20 protein-coding genes are annotated in these 24,881 nt (G+C 60.7%); 8 read left to right on the top strand and 12 right to left on the bottom strand.

The window, feature by feature from the left end; genetic code table 11:
• The first annotated feature begins 39 nt into the window (after nucleotides 1-39).
• Nucleotides 40-1,206, top strand: coding sequence for an MFS transporter (locus tag ACEN83_RS06050; protein ID WP_007976713.1), 1,167 nt, complete (start codon nucleotides 40-42; stop codon nucleotides 1,204-1,206).
• 30 nt (nucleotides 1,207-1,236) lie between these two features.
• On the top strand, nucleotides 1,237-2,286 hold the full coding sequence (locus ACEN83_RS06045; protein ID WP_102701037.1) for an alkene reductase: 1,050 nt from the start codon (nucleotides 1,237-1,239) through the stop codon (nucleotides 2,284-2,286).
• 314 nt (nucleotides 2,287-2,600) lie between these two features.
• On the opposite strand, the gene emhR is transcribed toward ACEN83_RS06045, so the two are convergent.
• Nucleotides 2,601-3,233, bottom strand: coding sequence for an efflux system transcriptional repressor EmhR (gene emhR / locus ACEN83_RS06040; RefSeq protein WP_015093857.1), 633 nt, complete (start codon nucleotides 3,231-3,233; stop codon nucleotides 2,601-2,603).
• A gap of 277 nt (nucleotides 3,234-3,510) precedes the next feature.
• Here emhR and ACEN83_RS06035 point away from each other — a divergent pair, with 277 nt between their 5' ends.
• From ACEN83_RS06035 to ACEN83_RS06020, 4 genes are all read left to right on the top strand, one after another.
• Nucleotides 3,511-4,668: an efflux RND transporter periplasmic adaptor subunit gene (locus tag ACEN83_RS06035; protein ID WP_116580177.1), complete on the top strand. Its 1,158-nt coding sequence runs from the start codon at nucleotides 3,511-3,513 to the stop codon at nucleotides 4,666-4,668.
• A gap of 3 nt (nucleotides 4,669-4,671) precedes the next feature.
• Complete coding sequence (gene emhB, locus ACEN83_RS06030; protein ID WP_116580176.1) at nucleotides 4,672-7,833, top strand: efflux RND transporter permease subunit EmhB; 3,162 nt, start codon at nucleotides 4,672-4,674, stop codon at nucleotides 7,831-7,833.
• Nucleotides 7,833-9,293, top strand: a complete 1,461-nt coding sequence (emhC, locus tag ACEN83_RS06025) for an efflux RND transporter outer membrane subunit EmhC (RefSeq protein ID WP_495579760.1) — start codon at nucleotides 7,833-7,835, stop codon at nucleotides 9,291-9,293. The genes emhB and emhC overlap by 1 nt, the downstream gene beginning before the upstream one ends.
• A gap of 436 nt (nucleotides 9,294-9,729) precedes the next feature.
• The gene (locus tag ACEN83_RS06020) at nucleotides 9,730-10,989 is read left to right on the top strand and encodes an OprD family porin (protein ID WP_495579759.1); all 1,260 of its coding nucleotides are present in this window, start codon (nucleotides 9,730-9,732) and stop codon (nucleotides 10,987-10,989) included.
• Nucleotides 10,990-11,081: 92 nt separating this feature from the next.
• Here ACEN83_RS06020 and pcaC read toward each other — a convergent pair whose 3' ends face one another.
• The 11 genes from pcaC to pcaR form a co-directional block, all read right to left on the bottom strand.
• Nucleotides 11,082-11,474: a 4-carboxymuconolactone decarboxylase gene (gene pcaC / locus ACEN83_RS06015; protein WP_007976697.1), complete on the bottom strand. Its 393-nt coding sequence runs from the start codon at nucleotides 11,472-11,474 to the stop codon at nucleotides 11,082-11,084.
• A 10-nt stretch (nucleotides 11,475-11,484) separates the two neighbouring features.
• On the bottom strand, nucleotides 11,485-12,276 hold the full coding sequence (gene pcaD, locus ACEN83_RS06010) for a 3-oxoadipate enol-lactonase (RefSeq protein ID WP_116580173.1): 792 nt from the start codon (nucleotides 12,274-12,276) through the stop codon (nucleotides 11,485-11,487).
• A gap of 12 nt (nucleotides 12,277-12,288) precedes the next feature.
• Nucleotides 12,289-13,653: a 3-carboxy-cis,cis-muconate cycloisomerase gene (locus ACEN83_RS06005; RefSeq protein WP_495579758.1), complete on the bottom strand. Its 1,365-nt coding sequence runs from the start codon at nucleotides 13,651-13,653 to the stop codon at nucleotides 12,289-12,291.
• A gap of 45 nt (nucleotides 13,654-13,698) precedes the next feature.
• Nucleotides 13,699-15,003 carry an MFS family transporter gene (locus ACEN83_RS06000; protein ID WP_116580171.1) on the bottom strand — a complete coding sequence of 435 codons (1,305 nt, stop codon included), beginning with the start codon at nucleotides 15,001-15,003 and terminating at the stop codon, nucleotides 13,699-13,701.
• 203 nt (nucleotides 15,004-15,206) lie between these two features.
• Entirely contained in the window at nucleotides 15,207-15,773 is a 567-nt protein-coding gene (gene pcaG / locus ACEN83_RS05995; RefSeq protein ID WP_495579757.1) for a protocatechuate 3,4-dioxygenase subunit alpha, read from the bottom strand.
• Between the two features lies 1 nt (nucleotide 15,774).
• Nucleotides 15,775-16,479 (bottom strand): protocatechuate 3,4-dioxygenase subunit beta, encoded by a 705-nt coding sequence (gene pcaH / locus ACEN83_RS05990; protein ID WP_007976686.1) that lies wholly within the window; start codon nucleotides 16,477-16,479, stop codon nucleotides 15,775-15,777.
• 37 nt (nucleotides 16,480-16,516) lie between these two features.
• Entirely contained in the window at nucleotides 16,517-17,722 is a 1,206-nt protein-coding gene (gene pcaF / locus ACEN83_RS05985; RefSeq protein WP_178082415.1) for a 3-oxoadipyl-CoA thiolase, read from the bottom strand.
• On the bottom strand, nucleotides 17,719-18,498 hold the full coding sequence (locus ACEN83_RS05980) for a CoA-transferase subunit beta (protein WP_007976682.1): 780 nt from the start codon (nucleotides 18,496-18,498) through the stop codon (nucleotides 17,719-17,721). Before ACEN83_RS05980 ends, pcaF begins: the two co-directional genes overlap by 4 nt.
• Complete coding sequence (locus ACEN83_RS05975; protein WP_007976681.1) at nucleotides 18,498-19,355, bottom strand: CoA transferase subunit A; 858 nt, start codon at nucleotides 19,353-19,355, stop codon at nucleotides 18,498-18,500. Before ACEN83_RS05975 ends, ACEN83_RS05980 begins: the two co-directional genes overlap by 1 nt.
• Before the next feature lie 273 nt (nucleotides 19,356-19,628).
• Nucleotides 19,629-20,975 carry a 4-hydroxybenzoate transporter PcaK gene (gene pcaK / locus ACEN83_RS05970; protein ID WP_116580169.1) on the bottom strand — a complete coding sequence of 449 codons (1,347 nt, stop codon included), beginning with the start codon at nucleotides 20,973-20,975 and terminating at the stop codon, nucleotides 19,629-19,631.
• Between the two features lie 123 nt (nucleotides 20,976-21,098).
• Nucleotides 21,099-21,941, bottom strand: a complete 843-nt coding sequence (gene pcaR, locus ACEN83_RS05965; RefSeq protein ID WP_007976676.1) for a pca regulon transcriptional regulator PcaR — start codon at nucleotides 21,939-21,941, stop codon at nucleotides 21,099-21,101.
• Nucleotides 21,942-22,629: 688 nt separating this feature from the next.
• Between pcaR and ACEN83_RS05960 the strand changes: the two genes are divergently transcribed.
• Complete coding sequence (locus ACEN83_RS05960; RefSeq protein WP_007976673.1) at nucleotides 22,630-22,830, top strand: hypothetical protein; 201 nt, start codon at nucleotides 22,630-22,632, stop codon at nucleotides 22,828-22,830.
• Between the two features lie 376 nt (nucleotides 22,831-23,206).
• Nucleotides 23,207-24,682, top strand: coding sequence for an inorganic phosphate transporter (locus ACEN83_RS05955; protein ID WP_007976671.1), 1,476 nt, complete (start codon nucleotides 23,207-23,209; stop codon nucleotides 24,680-24,682).
• The last annotated feature ends 199 nt before the right edge of the window (nucleotides 24,683-24,881 follow it).

Genomic DNA, 24,881 nt, shown 5'->3' with positions numbered 1-24,881 from the left:
GAACGCCCCCCACGTCAGCAAGCCAAAAGGAATTAAACGATGCCCCTCTCGCTACTCATCCTGGCCTTGAGTGCCTTCGCCATCGGCACCACCGAGTTCGTCATCATGGGCCTGCTGCCCAACGTGGCGGCCGACCTCGGTGTGTCGATTCCCGGTGCCGGATGGCTGGTGACCGGTTACGCCCTGGGCGTGGCCATCGGTGCGCCGTTCATGGCGCTGGCCACCGCACGGTTGCCGCGCAAGGCCGCCCTGGTGGCGTTGATGGGCATCTTCATTATCGGCAACCTGCTCTGCGCAGTGGCCGGCGACTACAACGTGCTGATGTTTGCCCGTGTGGTCACCGCGCTGTGCCACGGAGCCTTCTTCGGCATCGGTTCGGTGGTGGCTGCCGGCCTGGTGCCGGCGAACAAACGTGCCTCGGCCGTGGCCCTGATGTTCACCGGCCTGACCCTGGCCAACGTCCTCGGCGTACCGCTGGGCACCGCCCTCGGCCAGGAAGCCGGCTGGCGTTCGACCTTCTGGGCCGTGACCGTGATCGGTGTGATTGCACTGATCGGTCTGATCCGCTTCCTGCCGGCCAAGCGCGACGAAGAAAAACTCGACATGCGCGCCGAACTGGCTGCACTCAAGGGCGCTGGCATCTGGCTGTCCCTGAGCATGACGGCACTGTTCGCCGCCTCGGTGTTCACCCTGTTCACCTACGTCGCGCCGCTGCTGGGCGAAGTCACTGGCGTCTCGCCCCGTGGCGTGACCTGGACCCTGATGCTCATCGGCCTGGGCCTGACGGTAGGCAACATCATCGGCGGCAAGCTGGCCGATAAAGGCATGGCCGCGACCCTGATCGGTGTGTTCGTGACCATGGCCGTGGTGTCCACCGTGCTGACCTGGACCAGCGTCGCGCTGATCCCGACCGAAATCACTCTGTTCCTCTGGGCTACCGCGTGCTTCGCCGCCGTACCGGCGCTGCAAGTAAACGTGGTGACGTTCGGCAAAGCCGCACCGAACCTGGTGTCGACCCTGAACATCGGTGCTTTCAATATCGGCAACGCCCTGGGTGCCTGGGTCGGCGGCAGTGTGATCGCCCATGGCTTCGGCCTGACCAGCGTGCCACTCGCGGCAGCCGTACTGGCGGTACTCGCCCTGCTGGTGACCCTGATTACTTTCCGCCAGAGCGGCAATCCCGATCTGGCACCTGCTACCCACTAATCACCTGAAACCTCACGAGGGTTGTACTTCATGACGACTATTTTCGATCCAATCAAACTGGGCGACCTCGAGTTGGCCAACCGCATCATCATGGCACCGCTGACCCGCTGCCGCGCCGACGAAGGCCGCGTACCCAACGCACTGATGGCCGAGTACTACGTACAGCGTGCGTCCGCCGGGCTGATCCTCAGCGAGGCGACTTCGGTGACACCAATGGGCGTCGGCTACCCCGATACCCCGGGCATCTGGTCCAACGATCAGGTACGTGGCTGGTCCAACGTGACCAAGGCCATCCATGGCGCGGGCGGCAAGATCTTCCTGCAGTTGTGGCACGTGGGTCGCATTTCCCACGGTTTGTACCTGAACGATGAAGCCCCGGTAGCCCCGAGTGCCATCCAGCCCAAGGGCCACGTCAGCCTGGTTCGTCCGCTGGCCGACTTCCCGGTGCCGCGCGCCCTGGAAACCGCTGAAATCGCCGACATCGTCGACGCTTACCGCGTCGGTGCCGAGAACGCCAAAGCCGCCGGCTTCGACGGTGTGGAAATCCACGCCGCCAACGGTTACCTGCTCGACCAGTTCCTGCAAAGCAGCACCAACCAGCGCACCGACAACTATGGCGGTTCCCTGGAAAACCGTGCCCGCCTGCTGTTGGAAGTGACTGACGCCGCCATCGAAGTCTGGGGTGCCGGCCGTGTAGGTGTGCACCTGTCGCCACGCGCCGACCTGCATGACATGGGCGACGACAACCTGGCCGAAACCTTCACCTACGTCGCTCGCGAACTGGGCAAGCGTGGCATCGCCTTCATCTGCTCGCGCGAAAAAGAAGGCGCCGACAGCCTCGGCCCACAACTCAAGGAAGCTTTCGGCGGCCCTTACATTGCCAACGAGCGTTTCACCAAGGACAGCGCCAACGCATTGCTCACCAGCGGCAAGGCCGATGCAGTCGCCTTCGGCGTACCCTTCATTGCCAACCCGGACCTGCCGGCACGCTTGAAGGCCGACGCACCGCTTAACGAAGCGCGCCCGGAGTTGTTCTATGCCAAGGGCCCGGTCGGCTACATCGACTACCCGACGCTGTAAGCGGCAGCCATTGAAACGCAAAAGCCCCGACTCGAAAGAGCCGGGGCTTTTTGCTACCGGAACAAATTTCATGGCTTTGACTCCATCCCTGTAGGAGCTGCCGAAGGCTGCGATCTTTTGATCTTGATTAGGGTGATGATGCCATCGCCGAAGATCAAAAGATCGCAGCCTTCGGCAGCTCCTACAGGGACTGACACAAATTCCCTACAAAATACTGAGCTTGCTACCTGTCATCGCGCCAAGGGTACGTATATAAAAGCACCCCATTAATAAACATCGAGCGCTGACACGCCGGCCCGATTACGAATTTTGTTTCATTTGCGCAGGCTGGGGCTCAAGCGCAGCATGTCCAGCCCGGTATCGACCCATCGTTCGGCTTCGGTGTGCAATTCAAAACTGTCGGGGGCCAGCAACCACTGGTACAGGATGCCGTCAATGTATGCATGCAAGCTGATCGCGGCGCGGGCGGTGTCGAGGTTTTCCGGCAACTGCCCTCGATTGACGGCATTGCTCAGGGCCAGACCGATTCGCACGTTGCATTCGAGGCTGGCTGACACACGCTGCTGGCGCAGGTCGCACATTTCATCGGTGAATTCGCACTTATGAAAAAGAATCTCATTGATGCGTCGGGTTTTCGGGTCCAGCGCAATTTGATGAAACAAATGAATCAACAGCTTGCGCATGCAGCCCAGGGGATCGAGTTCGTCTTCACTCTCGCTGGCCTTGGCCATTTCTTCCAGCGGCTCATGCAAGGTGTCGAGCATGGCCTGCACCAGATCCGCCTTGTTGCTGAAATGCCAGTAAATGGCCCCACGAGTGACGCCGGCCAGAGTGGCGATGTCCGCCAGGGTCGTACGCGCCACGCCTCGCTCGTAAAAGGCCTTTTCGGCCGCCACGAGAATTTGCGCGCGGGTTTCCTGAGCTTCCTCTTTGGTACGACGGACCATGGCAGTACAACCTCAATCAGGGTGCTTCAGCGATGTCTGAATATCAGCTGAATAAAAGTGGGGCGAACGTTCTGGGGGTTCGTCCCCGGCCTACAATTCCAACCTTTCAACAGCGTGTGTAACGGCTTCTGTAACGACGTGGATACGCAGCCCGGGTATTTACAAACAGCCATGTACGTAAGTATATTACTTAGCAAGCTACTTATCCACTCGGCAACCATATTTCACCCTTCCACCTTTCTAGTGCGCACGTTGCGCGCCTGACCCGAGGATTTTCATGCAATTCAAGCCAGCTGTTACCGCTCTGGTCGCCGCCGTCGCCCTGGCATCGCTGCTCAGCGGATGCAAAAAGGAAGAGGCAGCACCGGCCGCCCCACCCCCTCAGGTCGGCGTCGTGACTCTGCAACCGCAATCATTCACCCTGACCTCCGATCTGCCCGGCCGTACCAGTGCGTTCCGCATTGCCGAAGTCCGTCCTCAGGTCAACGGCATCATTCTCAAGCGCCTGTTCAAGGAAGGCAGCGACGTCAAGGCCGGCCAGCAGCTCTATCAGATCGATCCGTCGGTCTATGAAGCGACATTGAAAAGCGCCGAAGCCAACCTGCGCTCGACCAAATCGATTTCCGACCGCTACAAGCAACTGGTCGACGAGCAGGCTGTAAGCCGTCAGGAATACGACACCGCCGTGGCCAACCGCCTGCAATCGGAAGCCGCACTGCAAACCGCGCAGATCAACGTGCGCTACACCAAGGTCTATGCCCCGCTGACCGGCCGCATCGGCCGCTCCTCGGTGACCGAAGGCGCGCTGGTCAGCAATGCCCAGGTCGATGCGATGGCGGTGATTCAGCAAATCGACCCGATCTACGTCGACGTGACGCAGTCCTCGGTCGAGCTGCTGCAACTGCGCCGCGAGCTGGAAAGCGGCCGCCTGCAAAAAGCCGGCGACAACGCGGCCTCGGTCAAGCTGACCCTGGAAGACGGCAGCGAGTACAAGCTGGACGGCAAGCTGGAATTCTCCGAAATCTCGGTTGACCAGACCACCGGTTCCGTCACCCTGCGCGCCATTTTCCCGAACCCTGACCACACCCTTCTGCCTGGCATGTTCGTGCACGCCAAGTTGCTGGCCGGTGTGAACAGCGCGGCGATCCTGGCCCCGCAGCAAGGCGTGACCCGCGACCTCAAGGGCACCCCGACCGCGCTGGTTGTCGGCCCGGACAACAAGGTCGAACTGCGTCAACTCAAGGCCAACCGCACCGTCGGCAACCAGTGGCTGATCGAAGACGGCCTGAAGGCCGGCGATCGCTTGATCACCGAAGGTCTGCAATTCGTCAAACCCGGCATCGAAGTCAAGGCCAGTGAAGCGACCAACGTAGCCGTAAAGAACCCGGCCCCCGCTCAGACAGCTGATAAAGCCTCTGGCGGAAAAGGGGAGTAAACCATGTCGAGATTTTTTATCGACCGTCCGATTTTCGCCTGGGTAATTGCCCTGGTGATCATGTTGGTCGGGGCACTATCGATCCTGCGGTTGCCGATCAACCAGTACCCGAGCATTGCGCCTCCGGCGATCGCCATTTCCGTGACCTACCCGGGTGCTTCGGCACAAACGGTACAGGACACCGTGGTTCAGGTGATCGAGCAACAGCTCAACGGTATCGACAACCTGCGTTATGTCTCGTCGGAAAGTAACTCCGACGGCACCATGACCATTACCGCGACCTTCGAGCAAGGCACCAACTCCGACACCGCGCAGGTTCAGGTACAGAACAAGCTGAACCTGGCCACCCCGCTGCTGCCGCAGGAAGTGCAACAGCAAGGTATCCGCGTCACCAAGGCGGTGAAGAACTTCCTGCTGGTGATCGGCGTGGTGTCGCGTGACGGCAGCATGACCAAGGACGACTTGTCCAACTACATCGTGTCGAACATGCAAGACCCGATCTCGCGGACCGCCGGTGTCGGCGACTTCCAGGTGTTCGGTTCGCAGTACGCCATGCGTATCTGGCTCGACCCGGCCAAGTTGAACAACTACAACCTGACTCCGATCGACGTCAAGACCGCCATCGCGGCGCAAAACGTCCAGGTCTCGTCCGGCCAGCTCGGCGGCCTGCCTGCCCTGCCCGGCACCCAGCTGAACGCGACGATCATCGGCAAGACCCGCCTGCAGACCGCGGAGCAATTCGACAAGATCCTGCTCAAGGTCAACAAGGACGGCTCCCAGGTTCGCCTCAAGGATGTCGCCGAAGTCGGCCTGGGTGGCGAGAACTACAGCATCAACGCCCAGTTCAACGGCGCCCCGGCTTCCGGCCTGGCGGTGAAACTGGCCACCGGTGCCAACGCGCTCGATACCGCCAAGGCCCTGCGCACGACCATCGATAGCCTCAAGCCCTTCTTCCCGCAAGGGATGGAAGTGGTGTTCCCGTACGACACCACGCCGGTGGTGACCGAGTCGATCAAAGGTGTGGTTCACACCCTGGTCGAAGCGATCGCGCTGGTGTTCCTGGTGATGTTCCTGTTCCTGCAAAACTTCCGCGCCACCGTGATCACCACGATGACCGTGCCGGTGGTATTGCTCGGTACATTCGGGATCCTCGCGGCCGCCGGTTTCAGCATCAACACCCTGACCATGTTCGGTATGGTGCTGGCCATCGGCTTGCTGGTGGACGACGCCATCGTCGTGGTGGAAAACGTCGAACGGGTGATGAGCGAAGAAGGCCTGTCACCGAAGGAAGCCACCAAGAAATCCATGGGCCAGATCCAGGGCGCACTGGTCGGTATCGCCCTGGTGTTGTCGGCGGTTCTGCTGCCAATGGCGTTCTTCAGCGGTTCCACCGGTGTGATCTACAAGCAGTTCTCGATCACCATCGTCTCGGCCATGGCCCTGTCGGTACTGGTTGCGTTGATCTTCACCCCGGCGCTCTGCGCCACCATGCTCAAGCCGATTCCGAAAGGCGAGCACGGCGTACCCAAGCGTGGTTTCTTTGGCTGGTTCAACCGCAATTTCGACCGCGGCGTTCGCGGCTACGAACGCGGTGTGGGCAATATCCTGCAGCGCAAGATCCCGTACCTGCTGGCGTATCTGCTGATCGTGGTGGGCATGATCTGGCTGTTCACCCGCATTCCGACGGCGTTCCTGCCGGAAGAAGACCAGGGTGTACTGTTCGCCCAGGTGCAAACCCCGGCCGGCTCCACAGCCCAGCGTACCCAGGTGGTCGTGGATGAAATGCGTGAATTCCTGCTGCGCCCGGGCAAGGATGGCGGCGAAGGCGATGCGGTGAACTCGGTGTTTACCGTGACCGGTTTCAACTTCGCCGGCCGTGGCCAGAGTTCGGGTATGGCGTTCATCATGCTGCGTCCGTGGGACGAACGTAACGCCGACAACAACGTGTTCAAGGTGGCGGCCCGTGCCCAGCAGCACTTCTTCACCTTCCGCGATGCCATGGTGTTCGCCTTTGCACCACCGGCGGTACTGGAGTTGGGTAACGCCACCGGTTTCGACGTGTTCCTGCAGGACCGCGCCGGTATCGGCCACGAAAAACTGATGGAAGCGCGCAACCAGTTCCTTGGCATGGCCGCACAAAGCAAGATCCTGTCTCAGGTGCGTCCGAACGGCCTGAACGACGAACCGCAATACCAACTGGAAATCGATGACGAGAAGGCCAGTGCCCTGGGCATTACCATCGCCGACATCAACAACACCCTGTCGATTGCCCTGGGCAGTAGCTACGTCAACGACTTCATCGACCGTGGTCGGGTGAAGAAGGTTTACGTGCAAGGCCAGCCAGGCTCTCGAATGGGCCCGGAAGACTTGCAGAAGTGGTACGTGCGCAACGCCCAGGGAACCATGGTGCCGTTCTCGGCATTCGCCAAGGGCGAGTGGATCTACGGTTCGCCGAAACTGGCCCGTTACAACGGCGTGGAAGCGATGGAAATCCTCGGCGCCCCGGCACCGGGTTACTCCACCGGTGAAGCCATGCTCGAAGTCGAAGCCATTGCCAAGAAGCTGCCGGCCGGTGTCGGTATTTCCTGGACCGGCCTGTCGTACGAGGAACGTCTGTCCGGTTCGCAAGCGCCGGCGCTGTACGCCTTGTCGCTGCTGATGGTGTTCCTGTGCCTGGCGGCGTTGTATGAAAGCTGGTCGATTCCGATCGCGGTGATGTTGGTGGTACCGCTGGGGATCATCGGTGCACTGATGGCCACCAGCCTGCGCGGTTTGTCCAACGACGTGTATTTCCAGGTAGGCCTGTTGACGACTATCGGCCTGGCGGCGAAAAACGCCATTCTGATTGTCGAATTTGCAAAGGAACTGCACGAACAGGGGCGTAGCCTGCGCGACGCGGCAATCGAAGCCTGCCGCATGCGTCTGCGACCGATCATCATGACCTCCCTCGCCTTCGTCCTGGGTGTGGTACCACTGGCGATATCCACGGGCGCAGGTTCGGGTAGCCAGCATGCAATCGGTACCGGCGTGATCGGCGGTATGATCACGGCCACTGTGCTGGCGATCTTCTGGGTCCCGCTGTTCTTCGTCACCGTGTCGTCCATTGGCCAGCGTAAGATTGCCGACCCGGATGACGCTACTGAAACTCCTAAAGAGGCTGGCTAATGAGCAAGTCGCTACTCTCCCTGGCAGTCGCCGCCTTCGTGCTCGGTGGCTGCTCGCTGATACCAGATTATCAGCAGCCTGAAGCACCGGTGGCGGGGCAATACCCGCAGGGCCCGGCCTATGCGCCGGCCCAGGCACCGGCGCAAGCGGCAGCCGAGCAGGGCTGGAAGCAGTTTTTCCACGACCCGGCGCTGCAACAGCTGATCCAGGTCGCCCTGGAAAACAACCGTGACCTGCGTGTCGCGGCCCTGAACATCGACGCCTTTGCGGCTCAGTACCGCATCTCCCGCGCCGACCTGTTCCCGGCCGTTTCGGCCAATGGCACCGGCAGCCGCCAGCGTCTTCCGGCTAACGCGTCGCAGACCGGCGAAGCCGGCATCACCAGTTCCTACTCGGCAACGGTTGGCGTCAATGCCTACGAACTCGACCTGTTCGGTCGGGTTCGCAGCCTGAACGAGGAAGCGTTGCAGAAGTACTTCGCCACCGAAGAAGGCCGGCGCAGCACGCAGCTCAGCCTGGTGGCCAGCGTCGCCAACGCCTACCTGACCTGGCAGGCCGACAAGGAACTGCTGAAAGTCACCCAGGACACCCTCGCCGCGTTCGAGGAGAGCTACAAGCTCACCGCGCGCAGCAATGAAGTGGGAGTCGCCTCGGCCCTGGACCTGGCGCAGTCGCGGACCTCGGTGGAAAACGCCCGTGCGCAACTGGCCCGTTACACCCGCCAGGTCGCCCAGGATGAAAACAGCCTGGTACTGCTGTTGGGTACCGGCGTCCCGGCCAACCTGCCAGCGGCCAAACCGTTGAACGACGATCTGTTGGCCGAAGTACCGGCCGGCCTGCCGTCGGACTTGCTGCAACGTCGTCCGGACATCCTCCAGGCCGAGCACAACCTCAAGGCGGCCAACGCCAACATCGGCGCGGCACGGGCAGCGTTCTTCCCGAGCATCAGCCTGACCGCCAACGCCGGGACCCTGAGCCCGGACCTGTCCGGCCTGTTCAAGGGCGGCTCGGGTACCTGGCTGTTCCAGCCGCAGATCAACCTGCCGATCTTCAACGCCGGCGCCCTGAGCGCCAGCCTGGATTACTCGAAGATCCAGAAAGACATCGGTGTGGCGAACTACGAGAAGTCCATTCAAACGGCCTTCCAGGAAGTCGCCGACGGCCTGGCCGCACGCGGGACCTACACCGACCAGGTACAGGCACAGCGTAATCTGGTCAGCGCCAACCAGGACTACTACCGCCTGGCCGAGCGTCGTTATCGCATCGGTGTCGACAGCAACCTGACGTTCCTCGATGCCCAGCGTCAGCTGTTCAACTCCGAACAGAATCTGATTACCGATCGCCTGGCGCAGTTGATCAGTCAGGTCAACCTGTACAAGGCACTGGGTGGTGGCTGGAACGAACAGACGGCGAAGAACGAGCCGTTGAAGGAAGAAGCGCCGAAGATGAAGTATTTCTGATAGCGCTGTGAAAACACGAAGCCCACCGATTGGTGGGCTTTTTGTTGGCTGCGGGAAAAGGTGTACTGGCCGTACGGGCCCCATCGCGGGCAAGCCCGCTCCCACAGGGTCACTGTGGTTCACAATTTTGTATACGACACGGACACTGTGGGAGCTGGCTTGCAAGCGATGAGGCGCGCAAGAACAGCACAATAATCACCGTCAATCTAATGTTCGATAATCGCCCAAAACCCGCTTTTTACGATTGAACCATCCAGTACATTCCACGCACCATCCGAACCACAAAACCAATAACAACAGGTTCGACACCATGCCCCCGCGCCCTGCCCTCCCCGGCTGATCCGCTTCGCTTTTCATGATTTCGACTGTTCGTCTGCAACCCCCGGGTTGCGGCATCACCCCGTTTCATCCCCAAGAATTAGTGAGACCCGAGCCCATGACGCCTTCTCCCGCGCCGTACTTCGTTCCCAGCCTGATCGCCATTGCCCTGGCCTGCGCGGCCCTGCCCGCCAGCGCCGAGGAGTCGGGCTTTGTGGAGGGCGCCAAGGTCAACCTGAACCTGCGCAACTTCTACATCAATCGCAACTTCACCAACCCGACCAAGGCCCAGGGCAAGGCTGAGGAGTGGACGCAAAGTTTCATCCTCGACGCCAAGTCCGGGTTCACCCAGGGCACCGTCGGGTTCGGCATGGATGTGCTGGGTTTGTACTCGGTAAAACTCGATGGCGGCAAAGGCACTGGCGGGACGCAACTGCTGCCGCTGGACCATGACGGCCGCCCTGCAGACAACTTCGGCCGCACCAACGTGGCGCTCAAGGCGAAGCTGTCGCAGACAGAAGTCAAGGTTGGGGAATGGATGCCGGTGCTGCCAATCCTGCGTTCGGACGACGGTCGCTCATTGCCGCAAACCTTCCGTGGCGGTCAGATCACCTCGAAAGAAATCAACGGACTAACGCTGTACGGCGGCCAGTTCCGTGCCAACAGCCCGCGCGACGACAGCAGCATGAGCGACATGTCGATGACCGGCAAAGCTGCGTTCACCTCCGACCGCTTTAACTTCCAGGGCGGTGAGTACGTGTTCAATGACAAGCGCACCCAGATTGGTCTGTGGAACGCCGAGCTCAAGGACATCTACAGCCAGCAGTTCGTCAACCTGATCCACAGCCAACCGCTTGGCGACTGGACCCTGGGCGCCAACCTGGGTTTCTTCTACGGCAAGGATGACGGCAGCGCCCGGGCCGGTGAGCTGGACAACAAAACCCTGTACGGTTTGTTCTCGGCCAAATACGGCGGCAACACCTTCTACGTCGGCCTGCAGAAACTCACCGGCGACAGCGCCTGGATGCGGGTCAACGGCACCAGCGGCGGCACCCTGGCCAACGACAGCTACAACTCCAGCTACGATAATGCCCGGGAGAAATCCTGGCAGGTGCGCCACGACTACAACTTCGTCGCCCTTGGCGTACCGGGCCTGACCCTGATGAACCGCTATATCAGCGGCGACAATGTGCACACCGGCAGCATCACCGACGGCAAGGAATGGGGACGTGAGTCGGAACTGGGCTACACCGTGCAGAGCGGTGCGCTGAAGGACCTGAACCTGAAATGGCGCAACTCGACCATGCGCCGGGATTACAGCAATAACGAGTTCGATGAGAACCGGTTGATCATCAGCTATCCGATCAGCCTGCTGTAAAATCAAAAGATCGCAGCCTGCGGCAGCTCCTACAGGGGTTCACACCCTCCTGTAGGAGCTGCCGCAGGCTGCGATCTTTTTTAAGCCCTGACCTATTCCCGCGACTCGACCCCCAACTCATCCCACACCGATTCGGCCAGGTGGAAGGTCGCATTGGCCGCCGGAATGCCGCAGTAGATGGCGCTCTGCATGATCACTTCCTTGATCTCGCCACGGCTCACGCCGTTGTTGGCGGCGGCGCGCAGGTGCAGTTTGAGTTCGCCCTCGCGGTTCATGCCGATCAGCATGGCGATGGTGATCAGGCTGCGGGTATGGCGCGGCAGGCCCGGACGGGTCCAGATGTCGCCCCAGGCGTGGCGGGTAATCATCTCCTGAAACTCCGAGTTGAACTCGGTCAGGGTCGTCAGGCTGCGGTCGACATGCGCGTCTCCAAGGACCGCGCGACGGACCTTCATACCCTCGTCATAACGTTGTTTTTCGTCCACGAAAATCCCCTCAATCAGCCGACAGAAACGCCAGCACGCGCTCGCTGAACGCATCACCTGCCTGGACGTTGGACAAATGCGCGGCGTAGAACTCGGCGTACTCGGCCCCGCGCACATGCTCCTGAATGAAATGCCCACCGGATGGCGGCGTCACCGCGTCTTCGGTCCCGGCAATCACCAGCAACGGCGCCTTGATCGAGGACAACCGCTCGCGGAAATCGGCATCACGCACCGCCGCGCAATTGGCCGCATAGCCTTCGGGCGAAGTGGCCGCGAGCATGTCGGTAATCTGCTTGGCCGCCGCCGGGTTGGCGGCAGAGAAATCCGGAGTGAACCAGCGGGCAATCGAGGCATCGCGCAAGGCAACCATGGCCGCCTGACCATCACGCAGGACCATTTCGATACGCGGGTTCCACACTGACGGATCGCCGATTTTCGCTGCAGTGTTGCATACGATCAGCTTGTTCAGGCGCTCGCCGGCATTGATCCCCAGCCACTGGCCAATCAGCCCGCCCATGGACAAGCCGCAGAAATGCGCGCGCTCGATGTGCAAGGCATCCAGCAAGGCGAGCACGTCGCGGCCCAGTTGCTCGATGCTGTAAGGTCCCGGGGTCACCAATGACTGGCCATGACCGCGAGTGTCAAAACGCAACACGCGAAAATGCTCGGAGAACGCCGGGATTTGCGCGTCCCACATGTGCAGGTCGGTGCCCAAGGAGTTGGACAGCACCAGCACCGGCGCATCGACCGGTCCATCCAGTTGGTAATGCAGTTCGCCCTCGGCGAGTTGTACAAAAGCCACAGCAATTCTCCTTCAGGCAGTCAATGCAGAATGTTCGGCCACCGCCCGCTCGACCCAGGTTTGGGCCTGGCCGAGGTAATGGGCAGGGTCCAGCAGATGATCGAGTTCAGCCGCCGACAGTTCGGCGGTCACTTGCGGTTCATCGCCAAGCACCGCACGCAGGTGACGCTGTTCGGCCACCGCGCGTTTGCAGCAGCGTTCGAGCAGATGGTGTGCGGTATCGCGGCCAACCCGTTGGGCGAGGACAATACTCACCGCTTCGGCGAGCACCAGGCCCTGGGTCAGATCGAGGTTGTGCGCCATGCGCCCGGCATCCACTTCCAGCCCCTGGGTGATCAGCAACGCTTGCTGCAGGCTGCCCGACACCAGGCAGCAAATCTCCGGCAGGGTTTCCCACTCGGCATGCCACAGGCCAAGACTGCGCTCGTGTTCCTGGGGCATGGCGCTGAACAGTGTCGAGAGCAAACCGGGTACACGCGTCGCCGCGCCGATCAACACCGCCGCGCCCACCGGATTGCGCTTGTGCGGCATGGTCGAGGAGCCGCCCTTGCCCGGCGCCGAAGGTTCGAACACTTCGGCGGCTTCGGTTTGCATCAGCAGGCTGACGTCGCGACCGAGCTTGCCGAGACTGCCGGCGATCAACCCGAGCACCGCGCCGAACTCCACCACACGATCGCGCTGGGTGTGCCACGGTTGCTCGGGCAAGGTCAGTTGCAGCTCTTCGGCCAGCGCCTGGGCAATCGGCATGGCCTGCTCGCCAAGTGCCGCGAGGGTGCCGGACGCACCGCCAAATTGCAGCACCAGCAGACGCGGTTTCAATTCGGCCAGGCGCTGGCGACTGCGGGTCACGGCGCCCAGCCAACCGGCGATTTTCATGCCGAGGGTCACCGGCGTCGCATGCTGCAACCAGGTGCGCCCGGCCAATGGCGTAGCCACATATCGTTCGGCCTGCGTCGCAAGGGTTTGCCCAAGTTGCGCCAGATCGTTTTCGATCAACTCCAGCGCACGACGCAATTGCAGCACCAGGCCGCTGTCCATCACATCCTGGCTGGTCGCGCCCAAATGTACGTAACGCTCGGCCTCGGCATTCTGCGCAGCGATCTGCTTGCCCAGCGCCTTGACCAACGGAATCGCCGAGTTACCCGCCGTGGCAATCGCCTCGCCCAACGCCGCAAAGTCGTAGAGCCCGGCGCTGCAAGCCGCTTGAATCGGCGCGACAGCACTCGTCGGAATCAACCCGACCCGCGCTTCGGCCCGGGCCAGTGCCGCTTCGAAATCGAGCATGGCCTGGACCCGGCCCTGATCGCAGAACACGTCACGCATATCGCGGGCAGTGAAATAGGCATCGAACAATTGATTGCCCGGTCGCTGGTTCATAAACAGTTCCTGAAGGCGCGGGCCTTTGCGGCCCGCGCGAGAAGATCAAAGATCGTGATGCAGATACTTCGCCTGTTTCGGCAGACGCAGGCTGAACAGGAAGGCTATCGCCATCATCACCGTTACATACCAGTAGAAGGAGTTTTCCATGCCCACGGCCTTGAGGCTCAAGGCCACATATTCCGCCGAACCACCGAAGATCGCATTCGCCACCGCATACGCCAGGCCGACACCCAATGCACGCACCTCCGGCGGAAACATCTCGGCTTTCACCAGGCCACTGATCGAGGTGTAGAAACTGACGATTGCCAGCGCCAGGGTAATCAGCACAAAGGCCAGGAACGGACTGCTGACACTTTTCAGGCTCAACAGGATCGGCACGGTGCACAGTGTGCCGAGGGCGCCGAACCAGAGCATCGAGTTACGCCGGCCGATCTTGTCGGCCAGCATGCCGAAAACCGGTTGCATGCACATATAGAGGAACAGCGCGCCGGTCATGATGTAGCTGGCGGTCTTGGCCGGCATGCCGGCGGTGTTCACCAGGTACTTCTGCATGTAGGTGGTGAAGGTGTAGAAAATCAGCGAGCCACCGGCGGTGTAGCCGAGTACGGTGATGAACGCTGCCTTATGGTCCCGGAACAGCGCGCCGATGCTGCCGGCGTCCTTGTTTTCGCGCATTTCCTTGCTGGAGGTTTCTTTCAGCGAACGACGCAGATACAGCGAAACCAGCGCCGCCATGGCGCCAACCACGAAGGGAATCCGCCAACCGTAGGCACGCAACTCCTCTTCACTGAGGAACTGTTGCAGGATCACTACCACCAATACCGCCAGCAGTTGCCCGCCAATCAGCGTCACGTACTGGAAGGATGCGAAGAAACCGCGCTGCCCCTTGAGGGCGACTTCACTCATGTAGGTGGCGGTGGTGCCGTACTCGCCACCTACCGACAGGCCCTGGAGCAAACGCGCAAACAGCAACAGGACTGGCGCCCAGATCCCGATGCTGCTGTAGGTCGGCAGGCAAGCGATAAGCAACGAGCCGAAACACATCATCAGAATCGAGATCAACATCGAATTCTTGCGCCCGTGCTTGTCTGCCAACCGACCGAAAATCCAGCCACCGATCGGTCGCATCAGGAACCCGGCGGCAAACACGCCCGCAGTATTGACCAACTGCACCGTGGGGTTGTCGGAGGGGAAAAAGGCCGGTGCGAAATAAAGCGCACTGAAGGCGTAGACGTAGAAGTCGAACCATTCGACCAGATTACCGGACGAGGCACCGACAATGGCGAAGATCCGCTTGCTGCGCTCCTCACCGGTGTATAGCGGTTGTGTAGCGGTGGTCGTTGTCATTGTTTTCTACTCAATGGGGACAGTGAGAGTCTAGACATACTTTGCAACAGTCCCGTTCCACAGATGCATCAGCGACGTAGATCCCGTGTAGGAGCTGGCTTGCCAGCGAAAGACGCAAAAGCGACCCGGTTAACCAGTCAATCCGCGTAATCGTTAACGACCATCGCTGGCAAGCCAGCTCCTACAGGGATTTCGGTGTTCACTTAATAATCGAAGAACACCGTCTCCGCATCAGTGCCTTGCAGAATCACATTCCACTGATAAACACCCGACGTATCCTGCTTGGCCAGCAAGGTACCGCGACGCTCGGCCGGCACGCATTCCAGCAACGGGTCGTTGACGTTGGCCGCCTCTCCATCAAAGTAGATCCGTGTCAGCAGGTGCTTCACCAGACCGCGGGCAAACACCAGTACCACCAGGTGCGGTGCCTGAGTCGTGCCTTTGAGCCCCTCGACCGTTCCCGGCTTGATGGTGGTGAAACGAAAACGCCCTTCGGCATCCACCGGCACCCGGCCAAAGCCTTCGAAATTCGGGTCCAGGGGTTTTTCCTGGTCGTCCTCCGGATGGTCATACTTGCCCGCGGCATTGGCCTGCCAGACTTCCAGCATCGCGTCGTTGACGATGTCGCCATTGCCGTCGAGCACTTGTCCGGTGATCGCCACGCGCTCGCCCAGGGTTTGTTCGACGGTCAGGTCTTCGCGGTTCAGCCAGGTCAGGCCGATGTGGTAGTACGGCCCGACGGTGTGGGACGTGGTCGCAGTCAGCGTCATCTTATTTCTCCATCGGCGTGGCGTCGCGGCCGCGCAAAACGATGTCCCAGCGATAACCGAGGGCATAGGACGGGATGGTTTTTTCCAGGTCGAACGAGGCGATCAAGCGCTCTTTGGCGCGGGTATCGGGCACGCAGTTGTAGATCGGGTCGTACGCCAGCAGCGGGTCGCCCGGGAAATACATTTGCGTCACCAGGCGCGTCAGGATGCTCGGCCCGAACAACGAGAAATGGATGTGCGCCGGGCGCCAGGCGTTGTGGTGGTTGCCCCACGGATACGCACCGGGCTTGATGGTCTGGAACTGGTACCAGCCATCGGCGTCGGTCACCGTACGGCCCGTGCCAGTGAAGTTCGGGTCCAGCGGCGCGTCGTGCAGGTCACGGGCATGGGCATAACGACCGGCAGCGTTGGCTTGCCAGATCTCCACCAGAATCCCCGGAACCGGCAGACCGTTTTCGTCCAGCACGCGGCCGTGGATGATGATGCGCTCACCCTGTGGCTGACCTTCGTGCTGAGCGGTGAGGTCATTGTCCTTCTCGTTGACGCGCTCGGCGCCGACGGTTGGCCCGGTGATTTCCGACAACGAATGGGGCAGAAACACCAACGGCTTGGATGGCGAGCGCAGGTTGGTGGATTGATAGGTCGGGTGCAGGTACTCCGGTTGAGTACCCTCCTGCGGGCGACGGTAACCAGGCTTGTCAGTCATTACTCTTTCCTCAGTTCTTGTTAGCCGACAGGGTGTGTCAGACCCGTTCGATTGCCAAAGCCAGGCCCTGGCCGACACCGACGCACATGGTCGCCAGACCTTTCTTGCCACCGGTTTTTTCCAGCTGATGCAACGCCGTCAGCACCAGACGCGCACCGCTCATGCCCAACGGATGGCCCAGGGCAATCGCGCCACCGTTCGGGTTGACCTGGGCGGCATCGTCGGCGATCCCCAGTTCACGCAGCACCGCCAGGCCCTGGCTGGCGAAGGCTTCGTTGAGTTCGATCACGTCGAAATCGCTGACTGCCACGCCGAGGCGCTCGGTCAGTTTGCGCACCGCCGGCACCGGGCCGATGCCCATCACCCGCGGTGCAACACCGGCGCTGGCCATGCCCAGCACTTTGGCGCGGGCGGTCAGGCCGTGTTTCTTCACAGCTTCGGCCGAGGCCAGGATCAATGCGGCGGCACCATCGTTCACACCCGAGGCATTGCCGGCGGTGACGGTTTTGTCCGGGCCGTTGACCGGTTTCAGTTTGGTCAGGGCTTCCAGGGTGGTGTCGGCGCGAGGGTGCTCGTCCTGGCTGACCACGGTCTCGCCTTTCTTGTGGGCAATCCGCACTTCGACGATTTCTTCGGCAAAGAACCCGGCGGCTTGCGCGACGGCAGTGCGCTGCTGGCTGCGCAGGGCAAAGGCGTCCTGATCTTCGCGGGAGACTTTGTAATCGTCGGCCACGTTGTCAGCGGTCTGCGGCATCGCATCCACACCGTATTGGGCTTTCATCAACGGGTTGATGAAGCGCCAACCGATGGTGGTGTCTTCGAGTTTCATGTTGCGCGAGAACGCCGCGTCGGCCTTGCCCATCACGAACGGCGCACGGGACATCGACTCGACGCCGCCGGCAATCGCCAGCTCCATCTCGCCGCTGGCGATGGCGCGGAACGCGGTGCCGATGGCATCCATGCCCGAAGCGCAAAGGCGGTTGAGGGTCACGCCGGGAATGGTTTCCGGCAGCCCCGCCAACAGCAGCGCCATGCGCGCAACGTTGCGGTTGTCTTCGCCGGCCTGGTTGGCGCAGCCGAGGAACACCTCGTCCACGGCGCTCCAGTCCACCGACGGGTTGCGCTCCATCAAGGCCTTGATCGGCACGGCGGCCAGGTCGTCGGCACGCACCGTCGACAGACCACCGCCGAAACGGCCGATGGGGGTACGAATCGCGTCGCAGATATAAACATCACGCATCACGCTTCTCCGGGGGCTTGGCCGTGGGCCGCTGCAGTACGGGCTTCGAGATCGCGCAGCGCGGTCAGTTCGACGTCGGTCGGCTCGGCGGTGGTTGCAACGCTGTCGGCAAAGCGAATCGCCCAACCGGTGGCGGCGACCACTTGCTCGCGGGTCACGCCCGGGTGCAGTGCAGTGACCACGAACTCATGGGTGCCCGCTTCCGGCTCCATGATGCACAGGTCTGTAATGATGCCGACCGGACCAGCGCCTGGCAGGCCGAGACGCTTGCGCGAATCACCGCCCTCGCCGTGGCCGACCGAGGTAATGAAGTCGAGTTTGTCGACAAAGGAGCGCGCCGACTGCTTGAGGATAATCAACACACTCTTGGCGGAACCGGCAATCTCCGGCGCGCCACCGGCACCCGGCAGACGCACTTTCGGTGCGTGGTAATCGCCGACCACGGTGGTGTTGATGTTGCCGAAGCGGTCAACCTGCGCCGCACCGAGGAAACCGACGTCGATGCGCCCGCCCTGCAGCCAGTAGCGGAAAATCTCGCCGGTCGGGACCACGGTATCGGCGGTTTCCGCCAATTCACCGTCACCGATCGACAGCGGCAATACGCTCGGCTTGGCACCGATCGGACCCGATTCGTAGATCAATACCACATCAGGCGAAGACGTCAGGCGCGCCAAGTTGGCCGCTTTCGACGGCAGGCCGATGCCCACGAAGCACACAGAACCGTTCTTCAGGCGGCGAGCGGCGGCGACGGTCATCATTTCATTGGTGGTGTAAGTCATTACTTCGCCTCCGAAGCGGCAGCCAGTTTGGCCTGGAACTCGCTGAAGTCAGCGCTGCCGTGGATGTATTCGTTGATCCACGCGGTGAAGGTTTCACGGTCGCGGGCAATCGGGTCCCAGGCCTGGTAGAAGCGGTTGTCGCGTTCGGTGTAACCGTGGGCGTAGGACGGATGCGCACCACCTGGCACATGGCAAACCGCGCTCAAGGCCCAGGTCGGCAACACGCAGGCGTTCATCGGTGCATTCAGGTCGTCGACGATCTCTTCAACGGTGACGATGCAACGCTTGGCGGCCAGTGCGGCTTCTTTCTGCACGCCGAGAATGCCCCAGAGCAGCACGTTGCCTTTGCGGTCGGCTTTCTGCGCATGGATCACGGTGATGTCCGGACGCACCGAAGGCACGGCGGCCAGCACTTCACCGGTGAACGGGCAGGTAACGGACTTGATCAGCGGGTTGACCTTCGGCAGGTCGGAACCGGCGTAGGCTCGCAGCACCGCGAATGGCAAGCCGGAAGCGCCGGCGACGTAGGCATTGGCCAGGTCGGCATGGCTGTGTTCTTCGATTTCCAGCGGGTGCGGCCACTGCTTCTCGACGGCGTCACGCAGGCGATGCAGGGAGCCGACACCGGGGTTGCCACCCCAGGAGAAAATCAGCTTGCGGGCACAACCGGCACCGATCAACTGGTCGTAGATCAGGTCAGGAGTCATCCGCACCAGGGTCAGGTCTTTCTTGCCCTGGCGAATGATTTCGTGACCCGCAGCAGTCGGGATCAGGTGGGTAAAGCCTTCGAGCGCGACCGTATCGCCGTCGTTCACGAATTGCTTCACCGCGTCGTGCAGCGAAAGAATTTCAGCCATTGGGGCAGGCTCCCGTTTGTTGTTAACCGACAGTGGAAGAAGGCGCCGATGCGCAGCGCCGGAATGACTGAAGGTTAAGCCTGTGTAAAACGTCAAACAATCCGATAATCGACTAACCGTTCGATAATCGAACATATTGTTGCCTGACTATCTTTATCGGTGCCCCCCCAAAAGATCGCAGCCTGCGGCAGCTCCTACAGGTGTATGAATTCCCCTGTAGGAGCTGCCGCAGGCTGCGATCTTTTCTGGCTACACCCCTATTTCAACCCGGGATCAGGTCGCATCCGCATGACTGACCATGCCCTTGATCACAACGGCCGTGGTCGCCAGTGCCGCCGGAATCACCAGCGCCGTCAGCACTTGCTCGAAGTTCCAGCCCAGCCCCAGCAGCGTCGCGCCCATCCACGCCCCGAGGATGGCGCCGAAGCGGCCGATCCCGAGCATCCACGACACTCCAGTGGCCCGCCCCTGAGTTGGGTAAAACCGCGCCGCCAGTGACGGCATCGCCGATTGCGCACCGTTGACACACATCCCCGCCACCAGCACCAGCGTCGCCAGTATTGTGATGTTGCCCAGGCTCTGCCCCACCGCGTAGGCAAACACCCCGGCCAGCAGGTAGAAAATGCCGATGACCTTGTGCGGATTGAACCGGTCCATCGCCCAGCCCACGCCCACCGCACTCAGCACGCCACCGAACTGGAACAACGCGCCGATGAAGGCGGCCTGTTCCATGCTCGCGCCACTGTCGCGCATCAGCGTCGGCAGCCAGCTGGTCAGCAGGTAGACGATCACCAGGCCCATGAAGTAGGTCAGCCACAGCAGCAAGGTGCCGACGCTGTAGGTGCCGGAAAAGATCACCGCAAACACATTGCGCGCCTTCACGGTCTTCTGTTCCGGCACGCTGAAGCTGGACGCCTGGGCCACCACCGTCGGGTCAATCGGCGCCAGTGTCTTGCGTACCTTGTCCGTACCGCGGTTACGCACCACCAGGTAACGCGCCGACTCCGGCAGCCAGAACAGTAATACGACGGCGAGGATCAGCGGCAGGACTCCGCCGATCAGCAACAGGCTGTGCCAGCCAAAGGCCGGAATGAGCTTGGCCGAGATAAAGCCGCCGCCGGCCATGCCGAGGTTGAAACCGCAGAACATGCTGGTCACCAGCAAGGACTTCTTGCGCTCCGGGGTGTACTCCGACAGCAGGGTCGTTGCGTTCGGCATGCCGGCGCCCAGGCCCAGCCCGGTTAAAAAGCGCAACACCAGCAATTGCTCGACGTTGGTGCTGTAGGCCGAAGCCAGGCTGAAGGCACCGAACAACAACACCGCCCCGACCAGTACGACTTTTCGCCCAAAGCGGTCAGCCAATGGCCCGGAGCCCAGTGCACCAAAGACCATGCCGATCAGAGCCGCGCTCATCACCGGACCGAGGCTGGCGCGATCGATTCCCCAATCCTGCGACAGAGCCGGCGCAATGAATCCCATGGCCGCGGTATCGAGGCCGTCGAGAAAGACAATCAGGAAACACAGGATGACTACCCGCCACTGGTAGCGCGAAATGGGCTGAGCATTGATGAAGGACTGCACGTCAAGGCAGTTTCCTACAGCAGACTGGGGCTGGTTCATTATTTTTATTCCGTGGATCACAGTCGAAAGGGGCCAGCCGGGGCTGACGCAGACGCGACAGTAATGACCCACAGGAAACAGCGTCAATTCGCCAAACGTAACTCTGTGCGTTTATCGAACAGCTTAGGTGAACAGTTGGCTACTGAGGTCGCGGCTGGCACTCAGCAGGCCAGGCAGGAAGCGTTGTTCCAGCTCGTTACGACTGACTCGCCCGGCGTGGGTGCTGACATTGAGGGCCGCGACCACCTGGCCGGAGGCGTCGTACACTGGGACGGCAATTGAGCGCAGTCCCTGCTCAAGTTCCTGGTCGACAATGCACCAGCCTTGCTGTCGGACCTCTTGCAGGCATTCGAGCAATGCCTCGGGGGTGTGAATCGTGCGACTCGTCTTGGCCTGCAGTTCGGCGTGCTCCAGGTATTCGCCCAGCGAGGTGTCATCCAGTGCAGCCAGCAGGATCCGCCCCATCGACGTGCAATAGGCCGGCAGGCGCCCACCCACCGACAGGTCCACCGAAATCAGGCGCTGGGTGGTCGCGGAGCGGGCGATGTACAGAATGTCGTCACCTTCCAGCGTGGCCATGTTGCAGGCCTCGTGCAGCTGTTCGCTCATGCGGTCCAGGTAAGGCTGGGCGGAAACCGCCAGCGGCGTTGATGACACATAGGCATGGCCGAGGGTCAGCACTTTGGGCAGCAACGAGTAGGTGCGGCCGTCGGTGGTGGCGTAACCGAGTTTGATCAGGGTGTGCAGGCAACGGCGCACGGCGGCGCGGGGAATTTCCGTGCGGTGGCTGATCTGGGCGATGGTCAGGTGCCGTTTGCGTTCCTGGAACGCTTGCACCACAGCCAGGCCACGGGCCAGGGACGTCATGAAATCCGGGTCGCCGGTCAGTGCCTGGATCCGTTTGGCCGGCGAGGCAACGATGGGGGGAGCCACTGAAGCGAAGGAATTGCGCATTTGATCGTTCATACAAGGTCCTTTTACCCACTCGGATCAGCGACTATTACAAAGGGCTACCGCCTGGTGCTCAAGCCCGGCCCGTCAACTCCGGGCGATTATCGAACGATCGACCGATAATCGCAATCAGCCGTACCAATCAGCCCGTCCGCTGATGTCCGGTTTTTCACTGGATCACCAACTCGTTTACAGCCGATCGACCCAGGAATTAATGAGGCATTCTAAATACCGTAACTTGTTCGACTTAATGGCGTCAGAAAGGCATCACAGCAATCAGGATCAGTCGACGTTCTAGTAGAACGTAAAACTCAGCACAACAAAACTGCGCCCCCAAGACCGGCTTTTAACTCTTTGGAGATAGTGTTCTTCAAATAGGCCGCTATAATACAATTCAGTAGCACTCCGGTTTTTTTACTTGCCGGACCTGCTACCCGGCAATGTGATGTTCCATCTCCGTTGCCCGTTGCAAGCGCCAGAACTGCATTGCACTGCCTTGCCAGTGCGCTTGCTGAAACAGGAAACTGAAGCTACGTCAGCTGTTTATCTCTGGTGCCGTGGCCGCCTGTGGACATGAAAGTATTGATCCCGGTTGTCGCCAAAACGATGTCTTGACGGGCATTGCCCATTCGACGGACGTGATCAATCGATTTGATGCAGCGCGTTTTCACCAGAATTTATCCCAACTCAATCAGGTAGCACTGTGACGAAAGACGAACTGCGCGCGGAACTAGAGCGCCAGGAACAACGCTACAAGGAAGTTTACGGCGGAGAAGTCACCACTTACGCCGCTCAACCCGAACCGGAACGCAAACCCTGGCGTAAACGCGCCACCGTTCAGGATCAGGTTTTCCAGCAAGAACTTGAAAAAATGGAAAAGGAACTCAAAGCCGAAGAGCCATGACTGCTTCGGCCTGAACCTTACAAGGATCTGGCTCTGCACCTGTTAAAAGCGGGATGTAGAGAGGTCGCCTTGCGCGCCCGCTACGAGCGGGCTGCGGCCGCTGCCCTCCCCGAGTGAAGGCAGATTTTGATATCTGACGTATTTCTCAGATATTTCTTACAGGCATTCGACCCCATCCTTCAGCGGCGCGAATCCCTTGCCGCCGCGATCTTTTCAAGCAAAATCAACAAGTTAAAAAACACAGCAAAACCCTTGGGCTTTGGGTGCCGCAGCAAAAAAATTCGTTGAAGAATGTTACCGATGAGCAGCTAGTGCATTGATTAGCAGTCTTTTCTGGCATAATCGCGCCCCCTTATGACCGGGTCAGAAAACCTTCATGATCGATTTATTCAGCGGACTGGATGCTTGGGTGCTTGTGAGCCTCTTGCTCGCCCTGGCCTTTGTCCTCGCCTTCGAGTTCATCAACGGCTTTCATGACACTGCTAACGCGGTGGCCACCGTTATCTACACCAAAGCCATGCCGCCTCACCTGGCGGTGTTTTTCTCAGGGGTGTTCAACTTCCTCGGCGTGCTGCTGGGCGGGGTCGGCGTGGCGTATGCCATCGTCCACCTGCTGCCGGTAGAACTGCTGATCAATGTGAACACCGGTCACGGACTGGCCATGGTGTTCTCGTTGCTCGCCGCCGCCATTACCTGGAACCTGGGCACCTGGTACTTCGGTATTCCCGCTTCCAGTTCCCACACGCTGATCGGTTCGATCCTCGGTGTCGGCCTGGCCAACGCCCTGATCAACGATATTCCGTTGGCCGACGGCGTGAACTGGCAAAAGGCGATCGATATCGCCATGTCACTGGTGTTCTCGCCAATGGCAGGTTTCCTGATCGCCGCGTTGATCCTGATCGGCCTTAAATGGTGGCGTCCGCTGTCGAAGATGCACAAGACACCGGAACAGCGCCGCAAGATCGACGACAAGAAGCATCCACCGTTCTGGAATCGCCTGGTACTGGTGATCTCGGCCATGGCCGTGAGTTTCGTGCACGGTTCTAACGATGGTCAGAAGGGTATCGGCCTGATCATGCTAGTCCTGATCGGTATCGTGCCGGCGCAGTTCGTCCTCGACCTGAACAGCACGACCTATCAGATCGAGCGTACCCGCGACGCCACGCTGCACCTGAGCCAGTTCTACCAGCGCAACTCGGAAACCCTGGGCGAGTTCCTGGCCCTGGGCAAGAGCGTGGAAGGCGATCTGCCGGAGAAATTCCGTTGCAACCCGCAACAGACCGAACCGACCATCACCGCCCTGCTTGGTACCCTCAAGGGTGTAGCCGACTACCACTCGTTGCCGTCGGAAAGCCGCATCGAAGTACGTCGTTACCTGCTCTGCCTCGACGACACGGCGAAGAAGGTCAGCAAATTGCCAACCCTCGGCGCCCGTGAAAAGGCTGACCTGGACAAGCTGCGCAAAGACCTGACCACTACCACTGAATATGCCCCGTTCTGGGTGATTCTGGCAGTGGCGCTGGCCCTGGGCCTGGGCACCATGGTTGGCTGGAAACGCGTGGTACTGACCATTGGCGAGAAGATCGGCAAGCAAGGCATGACGTACTCTCAAGGTATGTCGGCGCAGATCACCACCGCCAGCCTGATCGGCCTGGCGAACATCTTCAGCCTGCCGGTTTCCACCACCCACGTGCTGTCCTCGGGCGTGGCGGGCACCATGGTCGCCAATAAAAGCGGCCTGCAAGGCGGCACCGTCAGAACCATCCTGATGGCCTGGGTATTGACCCTGCCAGCCACTGTGGCCCTGTCGGCCGGGTTGTTCTGGCTCGCTTCGAAGGCGCTTGGCAGCTGACAGGCAGCCAAACGAAAAAGGCGCGCTCCGCAAGGAACGCGCCTTTTTTATTACCGCCCCCCCCCTGTAGGAGCTGCCGCAGGCTGCGATCTTTTGATTTTGTTTTTTAGAAGCAAGATTAAAAGATCGCAGCCTGCGGCAGCTCCTACAGGGAATATCGTACAAATCTGCAGGCAAAAAAAAGGGCAACCGAAGTTGC

The sequence above is a fragment of the Pseudomonas sp. Pseusp49 genome, assembly GCF_059491875.1.
Note: the sequence above shows the minus strand (reverse complement) of the source record. Positions and strands in the feature narration are given on the sequence as shown.